The organism is Chryseobacterium sp. Bi04 (genome assembly GCF_918698085.1).
GTDB lineage: Bacteria > Bacteroidota > Bacteroidia > Flavobacteriales > Weeksellaceae > Chryseobacterium.
In genome coordinates, this window is the sequence record NZ_CAKKLP010000005.1 from 325,681 (window position 1) to 341,666 (window position 15,986).

Genomic DNA, 15,986 nt, shown 5'->3' on the forward strand with positions numbered 1-15,986 from the left:
ATATATACATGACAATATTTGTTACAAGCTTCTCCCTGACAGCTTGCGGACAGGTCAAAGAAAATCAAAAAAAAACACAATCCTCTAAACAACAAACAATGGACTTATCAAAAATAACAGACGAAACGGTAAAAAATGCCATAGAAGCACTGCAAACCGGAGATAAAAAATGGTACAGCTTCTTTACAGAAAATCCGGTCATGACAGATGACGGCAATACTGTAGATTTTACCTCTTTTTTCTCCAAAGCCTTGGGTAAAGAACATTTTCTCAGCATAGACCGCGTAGAAAATGAAGGAAAGGACATTTACGGAAGCTTTAAAGCCGGACAATGGGGAACATTTCCCGTATTTTTCAAGTTTCATAAGAATTCTGAAGGTAAATTTGAAAGACTGGATATTGGACAGGCCAAGTAAATACTCCGGGTCCAGGGTAAAAACTTATAAATAATTTTTTAAACGCTACAGATTGCAAAGGATTATTTACAATTGAAATTTTTTACGTTCGCAAGGGCAATTAGCTCAGCAAAGTATTCTTTCTCTGCTAAACAAAGTGCCCTTGTGAACGAAAATAAAGACTTAAATAGAACCTTGGCGAACGCAGCGTTAATACACTATCGATTATTCATGCTTCCAACTCAAGTTAAACAAGCTTTCTGGACATTGGAATATTTGCTATTTATTTACTTATAGGTGTCAGTTTCTTCTTTTACCGAAGCCGGAAAATATGTAGTTTCAAGCCATACTCAATAGAATTAATACCGGTTGAAAAATAGAATAACCGTCTTTCATTTTATCTGGCAACAAAATTAGATTTAATTATAACAAAAAGGCCATTTCGCTGTTGAAATCACCTCTGCTGTTTCACTTTTTATCCCATTGAGTATTGTTTAGGATTCATCCCGATGTGCTCTTTAAACACTTTTGAAAAATGGCTCAGATTAGAAAACCCCAGTTTGTAGCCCACCTCAGAAACGGAATACTTTTTCTCTTTCAGCAATAGCGCAGCTTCCTTCATTCTGAATTCCTGATAATAATTAAAAATACTGTTCCCAAAAATCTGTCTGAACAGTCGTTTGAGCTTGGTAGCACTCATTCCGGCTTCTGCAGCCAGGTCTTTGATGACAGGAGGAATTTCTAGTTGTTCAAGAATTTTTGCCTTTATTGTATACATCATTTCAATATCATGGATGTTGAGCGCGTAGAGACGTTTCTCATCCCGTTTTTCCAATTCTATCAATAGTCTGCAAATCAGCTCTTCAGCTTTTATCCTTAAAAAAAACAGCTTAAAAGTTTCACCTACCTCTTCAGAGACGATTTCATTGACAACATTTTGCAGAGAAGGATTAATCATATGTTCAAACAGAAAGGGTTCAGTATTTTCCAGCAAACTTTTCAATATCGGTGACTGATCTGATATCTGAAACAACCCTTTCAGGTAGTCTGCATCCACTTCTATATTGATTGTGTTTCTATTGGAATGAATAGGGATGAACCTATCGGTATTAAGACGGCTCGTTGCCACCATAACCGAAGGCAGTTCGGCCGGATTTCCTCCTGGAGATATTTCTGTTTTGGGAAAAATATTCTGAAACTTAAAAAAGATCATTTTTTTAGCAATATTCACATCCGGATTTTCAATGATCAAGTTTTCGTATAGCTCATAATTACTAATGAGCATCCGGATATACTGATTAAAAATAAACCCTCTGCAATATCCTTTTCCAAACTGGAATGGAATCTCCAGTTTTCTCTGTTTTATTTCAGAACCCAATAAACGGGCTAAGGTCTTTAGAATATTAGGAATCGTTTGATCAACTCTTTCCATAAAAGTCTTTTACAGCTATTTTTAAGTCTAATATAATTATTTTATCTCTAAAATGACACAGAAATTTGTATTCATATTTAATAGCACAACAATTATGTTACTCAAAGACAAAAAAGTAGCCATTATTGGAGCCGGTCCTGTGGGGCTGACAATGGCAAAATTACTTCAGCAAAAAGGCATTGAAGTAACCGTATACGAAAGAGATAAAGATCCGGATGCCAGAATATGGGGTGGAACGCTGGATCTTCACAAAAATTCCGGACAGAAAGCGATGAAAAAGGCCGGATTGCTGGAAGCTTATTACAAAACAGCTGTACCCATGGGGATTACCATCACTGATGAACAGGGGAAAATATTGTTCACCAAACAAATCACCCCCGAAAATCAGTTTGACAATCCTGAAATCAACAGAAATAACCTGAGAAAAATGCTACTCGAAAGTTTAACCAATGATTCGGTGAGTTGGGATAGAAAATGCATCGACCTTAAGGTTTGTGATGGGAAATGGCAACTGCTTTTTGAGAACGGATTACCAGCTATGGCAGATCTTGTCATTGGTGCCAACGGAGGCATGTCTGCCATAAGGAAGTTTGTGACTGATACAGCAATTGAAGAAACAGGAACCATAATTATTCAGGGAGATATCCCTCATCCTGAAACAGATTGTCCCGAATTTTATCAATTATGCAATGGAAACAGGCTGATGACAGCTTTTCAGGGTAAGCTGCTGGTTGTAAATCCCAACAATAACGGCGCATTAACTTATGGTGTTATTTTCAAAAAAACTGATAATGTGGAATATAATATCCAGGATACAGACAGTATCCGAGAATTTCTCCTGAAAAATTTTGCCCGTTGGGACAAATGTTACCAACATTTAATTCAATTGACGCTCTCTTTTTTGAGCTTACCTATCAAAAAACTTCCTTTGAATACACCTTGGAAGACTGACCGATCTTTACCGATAACCCTTATCGGAGACGCAGCTCATCTCATGCCTCCTTTTGCCGGCCAGGGCGTCAATACGGGGTTGATGGATGCTCTCATTTTAGCTGAGAATCTTACTGATGGAAAATACAATTCTCTGCAGACAGCTATTCATGATTATGAAGAGCAAATGTTTATCTATGCTTCCGAAGCCCAGATTTCATCATCCAGAAATGAAATAGAAATGCGCCGTCCTGATTTTTCTTTTACCCAGCTGATTCATTAGGACACTTTTTAAAGCCATAAGTATGCCTCTAAAAGGCTTTTTACATCTCATTTATCCTTATCTTTACGTTGAACTTAATATGGTATGATGAAGGAAGTACTTGTGTATCAAATTGACTCTTTTACTAAAGAAAAATTCAAAGGAAACCCTGCCGGGGTCGTTTTAAATGCAGAAAATCTGACCACTTCGGAAATGCAATTGATAGCCAGGGAACTCAACAATTCAGAAACAGCATTTGTTTTCCGCCCCACTACTCGGGAACAAAATTTTGAATACCATGTAAGGTATTTCACCCCGACAACAGAGGTTCCTTCCTGTGGACATGCCACTATTGCTGCATTATATGCAAAAGCTATGGAAGATCAGTTGGATTCCTGTACTATCAGAATAATGACCCAAATCGGAATTTTACCCATTAGGATTGAAAAACAGGACCATGATTATCAAATCACAATGACACAGGGACGTTTTGAGCTAAGCCCGGCCTTTGATCCGTTAACGACACAAAATATCGTTCATGCATTAGGATTGATAATGGAAGATCTTGATGAGAAATGCCCTGTACAAATTGCTTCGACAGGCCACTCAAAGGTTATGATCGGTATTAAAAGCAGAAACACTTTAAATCATCTTCAACCTGATCTTATGGCTTTAGCTCAGCTAAGTAAAGTGATCAGCTGTAATGGTTATTTTGTATTTACTTTTGATTCCGATGATAAGGAAATCCTGACCTATGGGAGAATGTTTGCCCCGGCAATCGGTATTTCAGAAGATCCCGTTACCGGAAATGCCAATGGACCTTTGGGAGGCTATCTTATTCAAAATAAAATTATCAGTATTACTGAAGATATTTTCAAATTTATAGGTAAACAGGGAGAAGCGATCAACCGTATTGGAAAAGTGCAGGTGGAAGTTAGGGTAAAAGGCAGTACTCCCAATATCGTCAGCATTACAGGGAATGCAGTAAGTGTATTCAGGACTGTGATGTATATCTAAAATTTTCAACCACAAAACATCCTAAAATAAAATATTTCCATAACAAAAGCCTCCGGATCAGCAGTCCGGAGGCTCTATTTGCCAGATTAAATTACGGCTGAAATTCTATCCGTTTTCAAAACAAATATTTTCTATTAGTATTAAGCTCAAGTAATTCTATCTACTGAAATTACAATGAACCATACAACAAACAAAAATTGAACTGCACAGCAAACTTAACTTTTGTATTTCGGACGAACTTTGTGGTATTAAAATCAAACAAAATGATACAGATTAATAAAATTTACGTCAACGGCGAATTTGTTTCACCACAAGGGACAGATACTTTTGATCTTATTGACCCAACGACCAACCGGAAAACCGGCGAAGTGATATTGGGAAACGAAGAAGATACCAAAGCAGCCATTGCTGCTGCAAAAGAAGCTTTTAGAACCTTTTCAAAAACTACCAAAGCTGAACGTATTATTTTCCTGAAAAAGCTTCATCAGGCAGTCAGCAGCCGGGAAGAAGAACTGGTTTTCACCATGGTTAAAGAATACGGAGGTACTCTTCAATTCTGTAAAATGAGTATACAGAATGCCATTTCCTCTTTTGCAACCACTATTGAAATACTGGAATCTTTTGATTTTGAAAGAACCGCAGGACATTCAAAAGTACGTTTTGAGCCATTGGGCATTGTAGGGATTATCACTCCGTGGAATGCCAGCAACAGTTTTATATGCAATAAGTTGGCTACAGCAATTGCTGCCGGCTGTACTGCTGTAATCAAACCGAGTGAAATGAGTGCCCAACAGACGCAATTAATTACAGAATGTTTCCATGAAGCCGGATTGCCAAAAGGTGTTTTTAATATAGTTAATGGTTTTGGAAATGTAGTGGGTGCTGAAATTACAAATCATCCTGATATTGCTAAAATATCTTTCACTGGATCTACAATTACAGGGAAAACCATTGCTAAAGGAGCGGTAGATACCATGAAAAGGGTAACCCTGGAACTTGGTGGAAAATCGCCTAATATCATTCTGGAGGATGCAAATCTTACTACAGCTGTTCCCATGGCTGTGTTTGGAGCTTATATGAATAATGGCCAGGCATGCATTGCCCCTACCCGCCTGCTTGTCCCTCAAAATAAGCTGGATGAAGTGAATAAGCTCGCAAAACAGGCTGTCCGGAATGTGAAAGTAGGACATCCACATGAAGAGGATACCACTGTTGGTCCCATGGTAAGTACAAAACAATATGAGCGGGTACAAAGTTACATCAGGCTTGGACAAAGCGAAGGTGCTACTCTGCTGGCGGGAGGTGAAGGAAAACCTGAAGGTCTTGAGGACGGTAATTTTGTAAAGGCAACTATTTTCACAAATGTTCATAATAATATGCGCATCGCCAGAGAAGAAATCTTTGGTCCTGTATTATCTATTATCCCTTATCAAAATGAAGAGGAAGCTATCAGGATCGCAAATGATACAACCTATGGATTAGCAGCCTACATCAGTTCTTCCAGCCGGGAACATGCAGAACATGTTGCAGCCCAGATTGATGCCGGAAGGATTTGCATTAATGGATTTGCCCATGATCCGCTTGCTCCTTTCGGTGGTTTTAAACAAAGCGGTATTGGCCGTGAATATGGTATCTTTGGACTGGAAGCCTATTTAGAACCCAAAGCTATTTTATCATAACCAGAGCTTATTCCTCATAGTTTTGGCTGTGAGGAATAGACATTTTATATATTCCTGTAATGAGGAAAAAGTTTGTAAGTTTGAATAAGAATCAATAGAAAACTACCATTTGAGCAATGAATGATCAGAAAACAGTTTGGCCCGTTAATTACTCCTGCCATTTTTCAGAATTCCGGGAGGGAGAACAGTTCACTCAAATTCACAGTCTGGGTTTAGTCCTTTCCGGTGAAATGGAATTAGATGATGGAAGTACAAAAACAGTATTTAAAGAAGGTGAGCTTTATTCCTCACGTAAAAACCGTCTTTTGAAATTTGCTAAATATCCACCCAAAAATGGGGAAATTAAAACGGTAACTCTCTATTTTGACGATGCCGTATTACAGGATTTCAGCAGGGAATATGGATATTCGGCAGAGAAAAAAGAAAATATCTCAACATTTATAAAGCCGGACAACCAGCCATTACTCACGTTTATGCGTTCTCTTCTTCCCTACGAGGAATTATTGAGCAATCCTGCTTCAACAGAGCTTATTCGCCTGAAACAAAAGGAAGCATTAATTCTGATGCTCGCTTATGATCCTGATCTCAAAGATATATTATTTGATTTTTCAGAACCTTACAAAATTGATATTGAATCATTTATGAATAAGAATTTCCATTTTAATGCTAAAATTGAACGTTTTGCCTATTTAACGGGAAGAAGCTTATCTACTTTTAAAAGGGATTTTCAAAAAAGTTTTGGGATACCGCCAAGACAATGGCTACAGCTTCGGAGACTGAAGGAGGCACACATTTTACTTACACAACAAGATAAACCGGTCTCTGATATTTATTTGGAATTGGGATTTGAAAACCTTTCCCATTTTTCTTTTGCATTTAAAAAACAATTTGGCTATTCTCCCAGTACAATACAGGCACAAAAGCAAAAAAGCTAAGACAAATAACATTGTTACTTATATTGAAAGTAATTGCAGTATAAAGAAAAAATGAAGAGCCTCAACGAGCAGTATAAAGATGAATTGAATCTTCAGAAAATTATTATAATTGATTAAGGAAGCTAAAAATCGTTGTTTATGGAAGACAATTTGAACTGTATTTACAGGGTCATTCATTTTATAGAGAAGAATTATGATCAGCAGATCTCTGTAAAAGATCTGGAAGACGTATCCCACTACTCTTACAGAAATATACAGCGTATTTTCAAATACAGTTGTGGAGAAACAATCGGTGCTTTTCAGCAAAGGCTGAAGGTAGAAAACGCCTATAAACGTATTCTCTATACCCATGAAAGTCTGACAGCCATTGGTATTGAAGTAGGGTTTGCCAATATAGCCTCATTTTCAAAAGCTTTCAAACAGCATTTCGGTATTTCACCTAAAGCAGCAAAACTGAGCAGAGAAAAGCTGCTTTGTGGATCTGATCTGATTCCTGTAGCATCTGATATATTGCTGGAACCTGAAATTGTATACCTTACATCAATACCCGTGTACTATCAAAGCACTCCAACTTATTACAACAATGAGGAGATTGAAGTATTATGGGGAAAATTTACACAAAATGAATTTCCCGTTTCCGGTACTGAGTATTTTGGGATTATCGCAGATGAACCGTTGATCAAAGCTGAAATAAACTGTCGTTATGATGCCTGTGCCAGTGCCCAGGCTAAAAATAAAAAGCTACCTACAAAAAAAATATTCGGATGCAGATATGCCCGTTTTACACATATGGGAAGCTATGAAACCATAGATGAAACCTACACGAATATTTATTCCCGTTGGATTTTCAATTCCGGTCTTGAATTTTCCCATACTCCTATTATAGAAAAATATGAAAGACATGCTGATCATACAGATAGTCAGGACGATCAGCTGACTTATATTTTATTACCTCTGAAGTAAGTTGTCAATTCCGGACAACTTTGAAAATAGTAATCGATCTAATTTTGTCATATCAAAAAATAGATTAATTATGCAAAAAAATATGATACCATTCTTATTATTACCTCTTCTTCTCTCATGCACACAAACGGATATAACAGATACTTCGGGGACAGGCAATGAATCCACTGATGCTGTGTACAAAATGCCGGAAGAATCTGCTCCACATGAAGGAACATGGCTTCAATGGCCACATGAATATCAATATGGTGTTACCTACCGAAAGCGCCTGGATGCAACATGGGTAGCCATGACCAGGGAATTGGTACAAAGTGAGAACGTTCATATCATTGCTTATGACGATACGGAAAAACAGCGCATTACAGCATTGCTAGCCAATGCAGGAATTCCACTCACCCATGTTAATTTTAAACTTTATCCAACGGATGATTTTTGGGTACGAGATAACGGCCCTATCTATGTAAAGGATAATACCGGAAAATTATTTATTCAGGATTGGGGATTCAATGGCTGGGGTAATAAGGCAGAATACAGCCACTGCAATTCGGTTCCCTCTAAAATTGCTGCAGATACCCCATATTCCAAAAATTGATCTCAACTCAGTAATGATTAATGAAGGCGGAAGTGTAGAAATTGATGGAAACGGGGTATTAATGGCTTGCAAAAGTTCCATCCTCAATACAAACCGAAACCCGGGCATGACCCAGCAGCAGGCTGAGGCTATATTCACCAGGAATTTAGGGATAACCAAGTTTATCTGGCTGGAAGGAAAAGCAGGCCTGGATATCACAGACATGCATATTGACGGTTTTGCCCGGTTTGTAAATTCTTCTACCATTATTACAATGAACTCTGATGATCTGGCCTACTGGCAGATTCCGGATGGTGATATTGATAAACTGTACCGTGCCACAGGGAAAAATGGAGCCGCATATCAGTTTGTAAAAGTTCCTTTGACTCAATATGATGTGATGACCACCTATGGAAAAAATGTAGGCCGTGCTTCTTATATCAATTATTATATTACTAATAACCGCGTGCTGGTTCCTAATTACAATGATCCTAATGATGCTGTTGCCAACCAGATTATCCAACAGCTGTATCCGGATAAAAAAGTAGTTGGAATTGACTGCCGTAATTTATTTGCCAATGGAGGAATGGTACATTGTGTGACACAGCAACAGCCGAAATAAAAAAGGACTTGAGACCCTATGGTCTTAAAATTGTAGGTATATAGTGAACAACACTAAATCTAATATTATGGCAACTAAAACCACCACAAAAAAAACAGTCGCAAAAAAAACAACGGCAGGCACGTCATCACCAGCGAAAAAAACAGCTAAAGCTCCGGCTAAAAAAAACGCAGCCAAAGAACTGAAAGATTTGTTTGAAGATTCGCTGAAAGACATTTACTGGGCAGAAAAAGCATTAGTTAAGGCATTACCTAAGATGCAAAAAAATGCGACAGATAAAAGACTTAAAACAGCCATTGAAAACCACTTAATGGAAACCCAGGTTCATGTAAAAAGACTGGAAGAATGCTTTAAATCACTAAAAAAAAGGGCAACGGCAAAAAAATGTGATGCTATGCAGGGGCTATTGGATGAGGGCAAAAGTATTATGGAAGAAACAGCACCAGGATCTGTAAGAGATGCGGGCATCATCGCTGCAGCACAGAAAGTGGAACATTACGAAATCGCTACCTACGGGACATTGGCAGCCTATGCTAAAGTTCTTAAAGAAAATTTCTGTCTCAAAAATTTCTTAGCAACCCTTAGCGAAGAAAAAAAATGTGATGCGCTTTTAACAAAAGTGGCAGATACAAGGCTTAATACTAAAGCTTTATAGCTGAATTCTGGTCACAATATCATAAAAAGAGATCTGCAAAAGATCTCTTTTTACTTTTATCTATGTTTAATAAGAGCTGCTTTATGAAAGTAAAGGGGGATATAATCGTTAAAAAATAATGTAAATTTGCCCTATTCTACTGTAAAAGGTAGATTCTTAGCTTTAGATCATATGAAAAAAACAGCATTTTCCTTACTGGCCTTCATTATGCATATGGCTTGTCAGGGACAAAACTTTGACCTTATTCCATTGGGTATATATGGTGGAGAACAAGAAGACAATTTATCAGCTTATTTAGTGGGAGCGCCAAAAGACAGCACATTTCTGTCTCTTGATGCAGGTACTTTAAATACGGGAATACGGAAAGCTATTCAAATGAAAAGCCTTAACGGACCGGAAGAAACCGTTCTAAAGGACCAAATAAAAGGATATTTTATCTCACACGGTCATTTGGACCATTTATCGGGGCTCATTATCAATTCTCCGGCCGATTCTAAAAAGGATATTTTCGCTATAGCTCCGGTACTTCAAATTCTACAGAATCATTATTTCATCACAGATACCTGGATTAATTTTGCCGATCAGGGGCAAAAACCCATGCTCGGAAAATACCATTATAATGAGCTTCAGGAGGGAAAAGAAATAGCGGTATCCAAAACACCTCTTTTTATAACGGCATATGAACTGAGCCATGTGAATCCTTATAAAAGCAGTGCCGCACTGGTCAGAAAAGATGATCATTATCTGCTTTATTTAGGGGATACCGGTGCAGATCGGATTGAAAAATCTGAACAGCTTAATAAGCTTTGGAACAGTATAGCTCCACTTATAAAAAAAGGGAAGTTAAACACGATATTAATCGAAGTTTCTTTCCCCAACAGCCAACCTGAAAACCTTCTGTTCGGCCACCTCACCCCTAATCTGCTGCTGGAAGAACTGCAGAAGCTGAAAGAAAAAACAGGACAAAAGAATCTGAAAGGTTTAAGCATTGTGGTTACCCACAGAAAACCGACAAAGGACAATCCCGAAATTATAAAAAAAGAATTACTGGAAAATAATCCGTTAGAAGTAAATTACATCTTCCCTGAACAGGGCAAAAGAATTAATTTACCTTAACCATTGATTAAAGATGAGACTCCCCTGTCTCATCTTTTTTATTGCTGATTTCTGTATAATAAAGACCGTTTTATACATTCTCTGTGATGATGAAATTGTAATAATTATAGATTCCATCGCTAAAATATCAGGAGTTTTTCCCAGTCTCAGATCTTCTTGGTACAAATGAATGAATTTTTGGTAAAAATAAGATCAGAACGATTACAACAACAATTCCTGTCAGCATCACCTCATAATAATCCATACTGGCCCGCGCCAATATCTGTCTTTTGAGCAGGGTATTAAAATACAGCTGTGAAGCTGCTTTTGAAGTATAAATATCATTTCCGTTATTGAGATAGGCATATTGAATATTTTCTAAAGTAAGGAAAAATTGACTATTGCTTTCATGTACGGCTTCCCGGATTTTTTCGCTTACAGAAGCTTTGGTAAACAATTGTAACTGGTTGTTGATGGCCATGCTGGCACAGAAACCGGCAAACCTGGCAAAAATCCCCACAAAACCGACATTGAAAGCGATATGAGGGGGAGCTGATGATGCTGTAAAGGAAACAATAGGAACAAATAAAACCCCTGTTGCTGCCCCATAAATAAACATAGGAAAAACAAAATCACGGGTCTCCCCCGTTACGGATATCCATGTAAGCATATAGGCATAATATATCCCCATGATTACAAAACCGGCTATGATCAATAGAATAAGATCAGTACCTGTAAGTATAAGGCGTGCCGTTACAAACATACTGAGAGCCGTTCCCGCAATCACAGCCAGCCAAATGGGAAATATATGAAGAGGATCTGTACCCAAAATAGTTTCTACGTAACCATATGTTAATCCCGTAGTTCCTTTGAAAATATAAAAGACAAAAAGCAGAAGCAGCCCTATCACAAAGTTTTTAGCCTTGAAAACCCGTAAATTGATGAGCGGGCGTTTTAAGTTTATCTCCCTGATGACAAAAAGAAAAAGCAGTACAAACCCAAATACCGTAAGAAATCCTATTAAGCTGCTTTCAAACCATCCCAGCCGCTGTCCGTAGATTAAAATATATCCAATAACCAGGCAAAAAGCAGTATAGAAAAAATATCCTGTCCAGTCGACCTGGTAAAGCGGAATTTTTTTATGGAATCTGGCCTTAGCATTCATGGTAATCAGGACGATAACGGCAATTGCAGTAAGTAAAATAATATGTCCGTAAAAAATCCAGTTAAGATCAAAAAAATGCAGCAATATATTGGCATAAATCGCATAAAAAGGAACTGAAATCTGAATCCCGCCATAGAGAATTGTATAACCTATTACCCTTGCTCTGGCAGAATCTAAGCGGGGAAAAACCAAATTCAAAACAATACTGCATATCAGTGCACAGGTGATCCCCTGAATAAATGCACAAGCCAGAAATAGAAGCCAGCCTTTGGTATAAAAACAAGCTAATGAACAAAAACAGCTCAAAGAAAGGCCAAATAACAGGTATTTTCTTGAACTGAAATACTTGACAATACGAAAATCCAGTGCCAGAAAAGTAACAGCTGAAGCATAGGTAAGAACCATCCCATACTGTACATCTGCAGGCTCTACCCCATAGTATCCCATAAGGGCTGCAGGATTGCTATATAATGCAAAACTAAAAAGGGAGATCATGAGCAGGCAAAAAATAACGGTGCGTGCCAGCCATTCTGGTACCCAGGGTCTGAAGATAAGAATCTGATGAATCTGCATATTTTTAATTTTTTAAAACGTAAACATTGGCATTCATTCCTGCCGATAATTTGGCAAGTTTCTCACGGGGATCAGTTAATTTGATCCTGACAGGAATGCGTTGGGTAACCTTAACAAAATTTCCTGTTGCATTATCAGGAGGCAACAGGGAGTACCGTGATCCTGTTGCAGGAGATTTTGATTCGATGATGCCGGAGAATTTTTCTCCGGGATAGGCATCCGTCTCAACGGATACTTTCCGGCCTATGGCAAACGTCTTAATCTGTGTCTCCTTAAAGTTGGCCACTACCCATTTATCATCAGATGTATTCACCAGAAAAGCCAGTGTTTGTCCGGGCTGTACCAATTGACCTTCCTGAATGGTCTTTTTTCCGATCTGCCCATCAAAAGGTGCAGTAATGACAGTATACCGGATATCCAGGTTTTGTCTTTGAAGCAGTGCTTCTTTAATTCTGATTTCAGCGTATACAGAAGATCGCTGGGCTTTTACATCATTTAACTTAGACTCTGCTGCATGTAAGGACGCCTGCGTTTGTTCAAAATCAGATTGATTGATCTCCAGAGCTGTATATACATTATCAAATTTCTGCTGAGTAGTAGATTCTTCATCCAACAGGCTTTTATATCTTTTATATTCTTTCTGCTGCTGTTCAAGCTTTGCTTTGGAACCCGAAATCTGGGCTTTGATTACTTCAATATTCTTAAGCTGAGTTTGTTCATTAGCACTCAATATATCCAGCTTTGCACGGGAGCTTACGAGTTCTGCAAAAGCGGCATCCCTTTTCAGTCCATATTCATCACGCTCTATCAAAACAAGTGTATCCCCTTTATGCACCATCTGGTTATCTTTATATCTGATCTTGCTGATATATCCGCCTACTTTTGCATTGATGGGAGAAAGATAAGCGTCCACCTGTGCATCATTGGTTTGCTCGTACTGCAATCTGTTCCGGAAATATAATGCTGTCCATATCGTGATCGTGATAAGTAAGGCAATACCCAGCCATTGGGTTGCACGGACTACTATTTTATCGGTTCTGTTGTTTTTCATAATGTTTAGTATTCAAATATTCCTGTAATGATTAAAAGCCTTATAGCACTCAATTTCAAAGCCATATGGGCTGATGTAAGTGTAAACTTGGCTTCAAGCAACGTATTTTCTGCATCCAGCAGGTCTGTCAATAATGATTCCTGGTTGAGATAGCTGTTTCGTATTACCCGTGTGGTTTCCGTACTTTGGATAATATTTTTTTCTGCTGTTTCCACGCTTTCTTCGGCTTGTTTTTTTTGCAGAAAAGCTTCCTTTACCTGAATATTTATTTCGTCTTTTTTTATATTGGATTTTTCCTGTTGTTGCAGATTTATATTGTTTGCATGGGCAATACTGTGTTTACTTTTATATAGATTGTCAATGGAAAACTGCATTTTTACACCCGTCTGGCCATACCCCCATACATCATTTGAATACGGAAAGAATGAAACCTGGGGATAAGTATAATTGTAATAGGAATAAAGGGAGATCCTGGGAAGCAGGCTTGCTTTTACCTGCTTTATATTCAGTTCACTTAACCTGAGATTACTTTGTGTTATTTTTATTTCCGGTGATTTGCTGAGCGCTATAGCCACGTAGTCTGAATAATCAGTTTCCATTATATCGCTATGGCTGAGTATTTCCTGGTATGGAATCTCCAATGCCTGATCACCTTTACGTCCCATTAATATATTCAGTCTCTGTCTTGCCACTTCAATCTTTTTTTCAACATCTGAAAAGCTCAGTTCCAATTGGGATAGTTTCAGTGAGGTCCTTAATACATCACTTTTCAGGACAATACCATTCCGGTGTAAGCTTTCAATCTTTGACAATTGCTTTTTTTCGTTGATCATTTCTGAGGAAAGTAAATCCCGGAACTGAAGAAATTTGCTGAGGTCGTAATAAGCAACGGCTATCGCATATTTTACAGTGTTTTTTTGTAACTCAGATTCATGTTGTCTGTGTATTCTTTCTTCCTCTTTTATTCTGATATTCCGCTGCTCTCTGCCACCGTTATAAATATTGAGGCTAAAGTTATAGCCTGCTGCATATCCGTATCGGGAAGCTGGTACATTTTGAGGTGTTGAAAACAATCCGTTATCGTAAATGAGAAATTTTGAATTGAGTTTAAAATCTCCGGCAACGGAAAGTTCAGGCAGAAGTTTATCTTTGGCTTCGAGGATACTGATGCTGCTTTCTTTTTGTTCAAGATCTGTAAGTTTTATCTGTCTGTTGCCGGATTCCGCTATTTTCCAGATCTCTTCCAGTCTCAATACCTGAATGCTGTCGGAAACCTGGGCATCAATTGGCAGAAAAAACAAAAAGAATAGCACAGCCCATCCTGCATTTATTAATTGTATTGGTTTCATTGTATTTTTCACCTATTTAATTTTACTGTTACATAATTTTCCTGTACGGATTTTCAGAAAGATCATCAGCCCATCGATGAAAGCTGAAACATTTCCCAGGGAGAAGAACGGAAGTAAAAACACTGATGAGATCATACAGTAAGCTTTGCCAGGGTTATAGTATGAAAGTTCTCTGATGCTGCCCTTATTTTGGGCAGTTTTCCTTTCTGTTTCCAATCCTTTATTATATTTTTTGATTGTCATAATGATTCCGCTTATTAACTTTGATACAAAATTATCGCACTCAGCTCTGTGTTATTTTATATAATTAGCCTATTTTTTGTTAATTTTGGCCAGATGGAAATTTTAAAGGAACTTAACAGAATTATAGATCAGTATCAGGATTCTATTTTGGTTGTCCGGCAGCAGACTGAGCAGAAACTACCTGCCCATCAGCATGACAAAGGGCAGCTTTTACTGGTATTTGGAGGAATTGCGTATTTGCAGACTTATGAAAAGGACTTTTACATTCCGTCCAGCCATTATATATGGATTCCTGCCCGCTATCCTCACAATCTGATGTACAATACTCAGGATCTAAACATCATCAATATCTATTTTCCACCGGGAGATCAGCAGGACTTCTATGATAACCTGGGGATCTATCCGGTCAGTAAACTTTTATCTGAGATGCTGTCTTACAGTGAAAAATGGCAGGGGAATTTCTTTTCCGGTGACTGGGAATATGAGTTTTTAACTACTCTAAAGAATCTGCTTCCCAGGGAGAACTTAAAAAGATTTTCTATTCAGCTGCCTACTACTGATGACAGCAGATTAGGGGATATAACAGGTGATATACGGAAAAGAATAAGTGAACCTATAACATTGGAGGGTATAGCAAGCCAATCCGGAATGAGTGTTAGAAGCATGACCCGCCTGTTTAAAACCAGGCTGGGGATTTCATTTGTCCAATATTTAAAAATGCTGCGCATTATCCGTGCCATGGAACTGATTAAAGATACCGATCTCAGTATGAGTGAAATTGCCTATGAGATTGGCTATTCCAACATATCAGCATTCAGCAATACATTTCAGCAATTAACCAATATGCGTCCTACCGAATTTAGGACGATGTCTTCCAAGTAAATTTCTTCAGTTATTGCTAAATTATGAACAGCTATCAAAAAAAATAAAGCCTGCAGCTTTAAAAAACTGCAGGCTTTAATACCCTTTCCACATTATAACAACTGAAAAGAAGCGACTCAAAACTGTAAGATTAAATAACCTATTCTAATCTTGTTTTAGAATTAAAT

16 protein-coding genes are annotated in these 15,986 nt (G+C 38.0%); 11 read left to right on the forward strand and 5 right to left on the reverse strand.

The window, feature by feature from the left end; translation table 11 throughout:
• The first annotated feature begins 8 nt into the window (after positions 1–8).
• On the forward strand, positions 9–416 hold the full coding sequence (locus LQV47_RS11040) for a hypothetical protein (RefSeq protein WP_230036815.1): 408 nt from the start codon (positions 9–11) through the stop codon (positions 414–416).
• Positions 417–870: 454 nt separating this feature from the next.
• Here LQV47_RS11040 and LQV47_RS11045 read toward each other — a convergent pair whose 3' ends face one another.
• Positions 871–1,827: an AraC family transcriptional regulator gene (locus LQV47_RS11045; protein ID WP_230036817.1), complete on the reverse strand. Its 957-nt coding sequence runs from the start codon at positions 1,825–1,827 to the stop codon at positions 871–873.
• 52 nt (positions 1,828–1,879) lie between these two features.
• Between LQV47_RS11045 and LQV47_RS11050 the strand changes: the two genes are divergently transcribed.
• The 9 genes from LQV47_RS11050 (at position 1,880) to LQV47_RS11085 (ending at position 10,577) form a co-directional block, all read left to right on the forward strand.
• Positions 1,880–3,040, forward strand: coding sequence for an NAD(P)/FAD-dependent oxidoreductase (locus LQV47_RS11050; RefSeq protein ID WP_230036819.1), 1,161 nt, complete (start codon positions 1,880–1,882; stop codon positions 3,038–3,040).
• A gap of 84 nt (positions 3,041–3,124) precedes the next feature.
• On the forward strand, positions 3,125–4,036 hold the full coding sequence (locus LQV47_RS11055; protein WP_230036821.1) for a PhzF family isomerase: 912 nt from the start codon (positions 3,125–3,127) through the stop codon (positions 4,034–4,036).
• Between the two features lie 263 nt (positions 4,037–4,299).
• Positions 4,300–5,715 (forward strand): aldehyde dehydrogenase family protein, encoded by a 1,416-nt coding sequence (locus LQV47_RS11060; protein WP_230036823.1) that lies wholly within the window; start codon positions 4,300–4,302, stop codon positions 5,713–5,715.
• A 116-nt stretch (positions 5,716–5,831) separates the two neighbouring features.
• Positions 5,832–6,650: an AraC family transcriptional regulator gene (locus tag LQV47_RS11065; RefSeq protein ID WP_230036825.1), complete on the forward strand. Its 819-nt coding sequence runs from the start codon at positions 5,832–5,834 to the stop codon at positions 6,648–6,650.
• Positions 6,651–6,788: 138 nt separating this feature from the next.
• Positions 6,789–7,613 carry an AraC family transcriptional regulator gene (locus LQV47_RS11070; protein WP_230036827.1) on the forward strand — a complete coding sequence of 275 codons (825 nt, stop codon included), beginning with the start codon at positions 6,789–6,791 and terminating at the stop codon, positions 7,611–7,613.
• Positions 7,614–7,683: 70 nt separating this feature from the next.
• The gene (locus LQV47_RS22475; protein ID WP_253073890.1) at positions 7,684–8,205 is read left to right on the forward strand and encodes an agmatine deiminase family protein; all 522 of its coding nucleotides are present in this window, start codon (positions 7,684–7,686) and stop codon (positions 8,203–8,205) included.
• Entirely contained in the window at positions 8,174–8,806 is a 633-nt protein-coding gene (locus LQV47_RS22480) for an agmatine deiminase family protein (RefSeq protein WP_253073891.1), read from the forward strand. The genes LQV47_RS22475 and LQV47_RS22480 overlap by 32 nt, the downstream gene beginning before the upstream one ends.
• Before the next feature lie 67 nt (positions 8,807–8,873).
• Positions 8,874–9,461: a ferritin-like domain-containing protein gene (locus LQV47_RS11080; RefSeq protein WP_230036829.1), complete on the forward strand. Its 588-nt coding sequence runs from the start codon at positions 8,874–8,876 to the stop codon at positions 9,459–9,461.
• A gap of 171 nt (positions 9,462–9,632) precedes the next feature.
• Positions 9,633–10,577 carry a 3',5'-cyclic-nucleotide phosphodiesterase gene (locus LQV47_RS11085; protein ID WP_230036831.1) on the forward strand — a complete coding sequence of 315 codons (945 nt, stop codon included), beginning with the start codon at positions 9,633–9,635 and terminating at the stop codon, positions 10,575–10,577.
• A 127-nt stretch (positions 10,578–10,704) separates the two neighbouring features.
• On the opposite strand, the gene LQV47_RS11090 is transcribed toward LQV47_RS11085, so the two are convergent.
• From LQV47_RS11090 to LQV47_RS11105, 4 genes are read right to left on the reverse strand one after another with little or no spacing between them, the layout of a single operon-like run.
• The gene (locus LQV47_RS11090) at positions 10,705–12,294 is read right to left on the reverse strand and encodes an MFS transporter (protein WP_230036833.1); all 1,590 of its coding nucleotides are present in this window, start codon (positions 12,292–12,294) and stop codon (positions 10,705–10,707) included.
• Positions 12,295–12,298: 4 nt separating this feature from the next.
• Positions 12,299–13,345, reverse strand: coding sequence for an HlyD family secretion protein (locus LQV47_RS11095; protein WP_230036835.1), 1,047 nt, complete (start codon positions 13,343–13,345; stop codon positions 12,299–12,301).
• A gap of 5 nt (positions 13,346–13,350) precedes the next feature.
• Complete coding sequence (locus LQV47_RS11100) at positions 13,351–14,694, reverse strand: TolC family protein (protein WP_230036837.1); 1,344 nt, start codon at positions 14,692–14,694, stop codon at positions 13,351–13,353.
• Between the two features lie 12 nt (positions 14,695–14,706).
• Complete coding sequence (locus tag LQV47_RS11105; RefSeq protein WP_230036839.1) at positions 14,707–14,937, reverse strand: hypothetical protein; 231 nt, start codon at positions 14,935–14,937, stop codon at positions 14,707–14,709.
• 93 nt (positions 14,938–15,030) lie between these two features.
• On the opposite strand from LQV47_RS11105, the gene LQV47_RS11110 reads away from it, so the two are divergent.
• Complete coding sequence (locus tag LQV47_RS11110; RefSeq protein WP_230036841.1) at positions 15,031–15,819, forward strand: AraC family transcriptional regulator; 789 nt, start codon at positions 15,031–15,033, stop codon at positions 15,817–15,819.
• Positions 15,820–15,986: the final 167 nt, after the last annotated feature.

Coding starts and splice junctions, on each gene's coding strand:
- LQV47_RS11040 (WP_230036815.1), top strand. CDS start 9: ATGACAATATTTGTTACAAGCTTCTCCCTGACAGCTTGCGGACAGGTC.
- LQV47_RS11045 (WP_230036817.1), bottom strand. CDS start 1,827: ATGGAAAGAGTTGATCAAACGATTCCTAATATTCTAAAGACCTTAGCC.
- LQV47_RS11050 (WP_230036819.1), top strand. CDS start 1,880: ATGACACAGAAATTTGTATTCATATTTAATAGCACAACAATTATGTTA.
- LQV47_RS11055 (WP_230036821.1), top strand. CDS start 3,125: ATGATGAAGGAAGTACTTGTGTATCAAATTGACTCTTTTACTAAAGAA.
- LQV47_RS11060 (WP_230036823.1), top strand. CDS start 4,300: ATGATACAGATTAATAAAATTTACGTCAACGGCGAATTTGTTTCACCA.
- LQV47_RS11065 (WP_230036825.1), top strand. CDS start 5,832: ATGAATGATCAGAAAACAGTTTGGCCCGTTAATTACTCCTGCCATTTT.
- LQV47_RS11070 (WP_230036827.1), top strand. CDS start 6,789: ATGGAAGACAATTTGAACTGTATTTACAGGGTCATTCATTTTATAGAG.
- LQV47_RS22475 (WP_253073890.1), top strand. CDS start 7,684: ATGCAAAAAAATATGATACCATTCTTATTATTACCTCTTCTTCTCTCA.
- LQV47_RS11080 (WP_230036829.1), top strand. CDS start 8,874: ATGGCAACTAAAACCACCACAAAAAAAACAGTCGCAAAAAAAACAACG.
- LQV47_RS11085 (WP_230036831.1), top strand. CDS start 9,633: ATGAAAAAAACAGCATTTTCCTTACTGGCCTTCATTATGCATATGGCT.
- LQV47_RS11090 (WP_230036833.1), bottom strand. CDS start 12,294: ATGCAGATTCATCAGATTCTTATCTTCAGACCCTGGGTACCAGAATGG.
- LQV47_RS11095 (WP_230036835.1), bottom strand. CDS start 13,345: ATGAAAAACAACAGAACCGATAAAATAGTAGTCCGTGCAACCCAATGG.
- LQV47_RS11100 (WP_230036837.1), bottom strand. CDS start 14,694: ATGAAACCAATACAATTAATAAATGCAGGATGGGCTGTGCTATTCTTT.
- LQV47_RS11105 (WP_230036839.1), bottom strand. CDS start 14,937: ATGACAATCAAAAAATATAATAAAGGATTGGAAACAGAAAGGAAAACT.
- LQV47_RS11110 (WP_230036841.1), top strand. CDS start 15,031: ATGGAAATTTTAAAGGAACTTAACAGAATTATAGATCAGTATCAGGAT.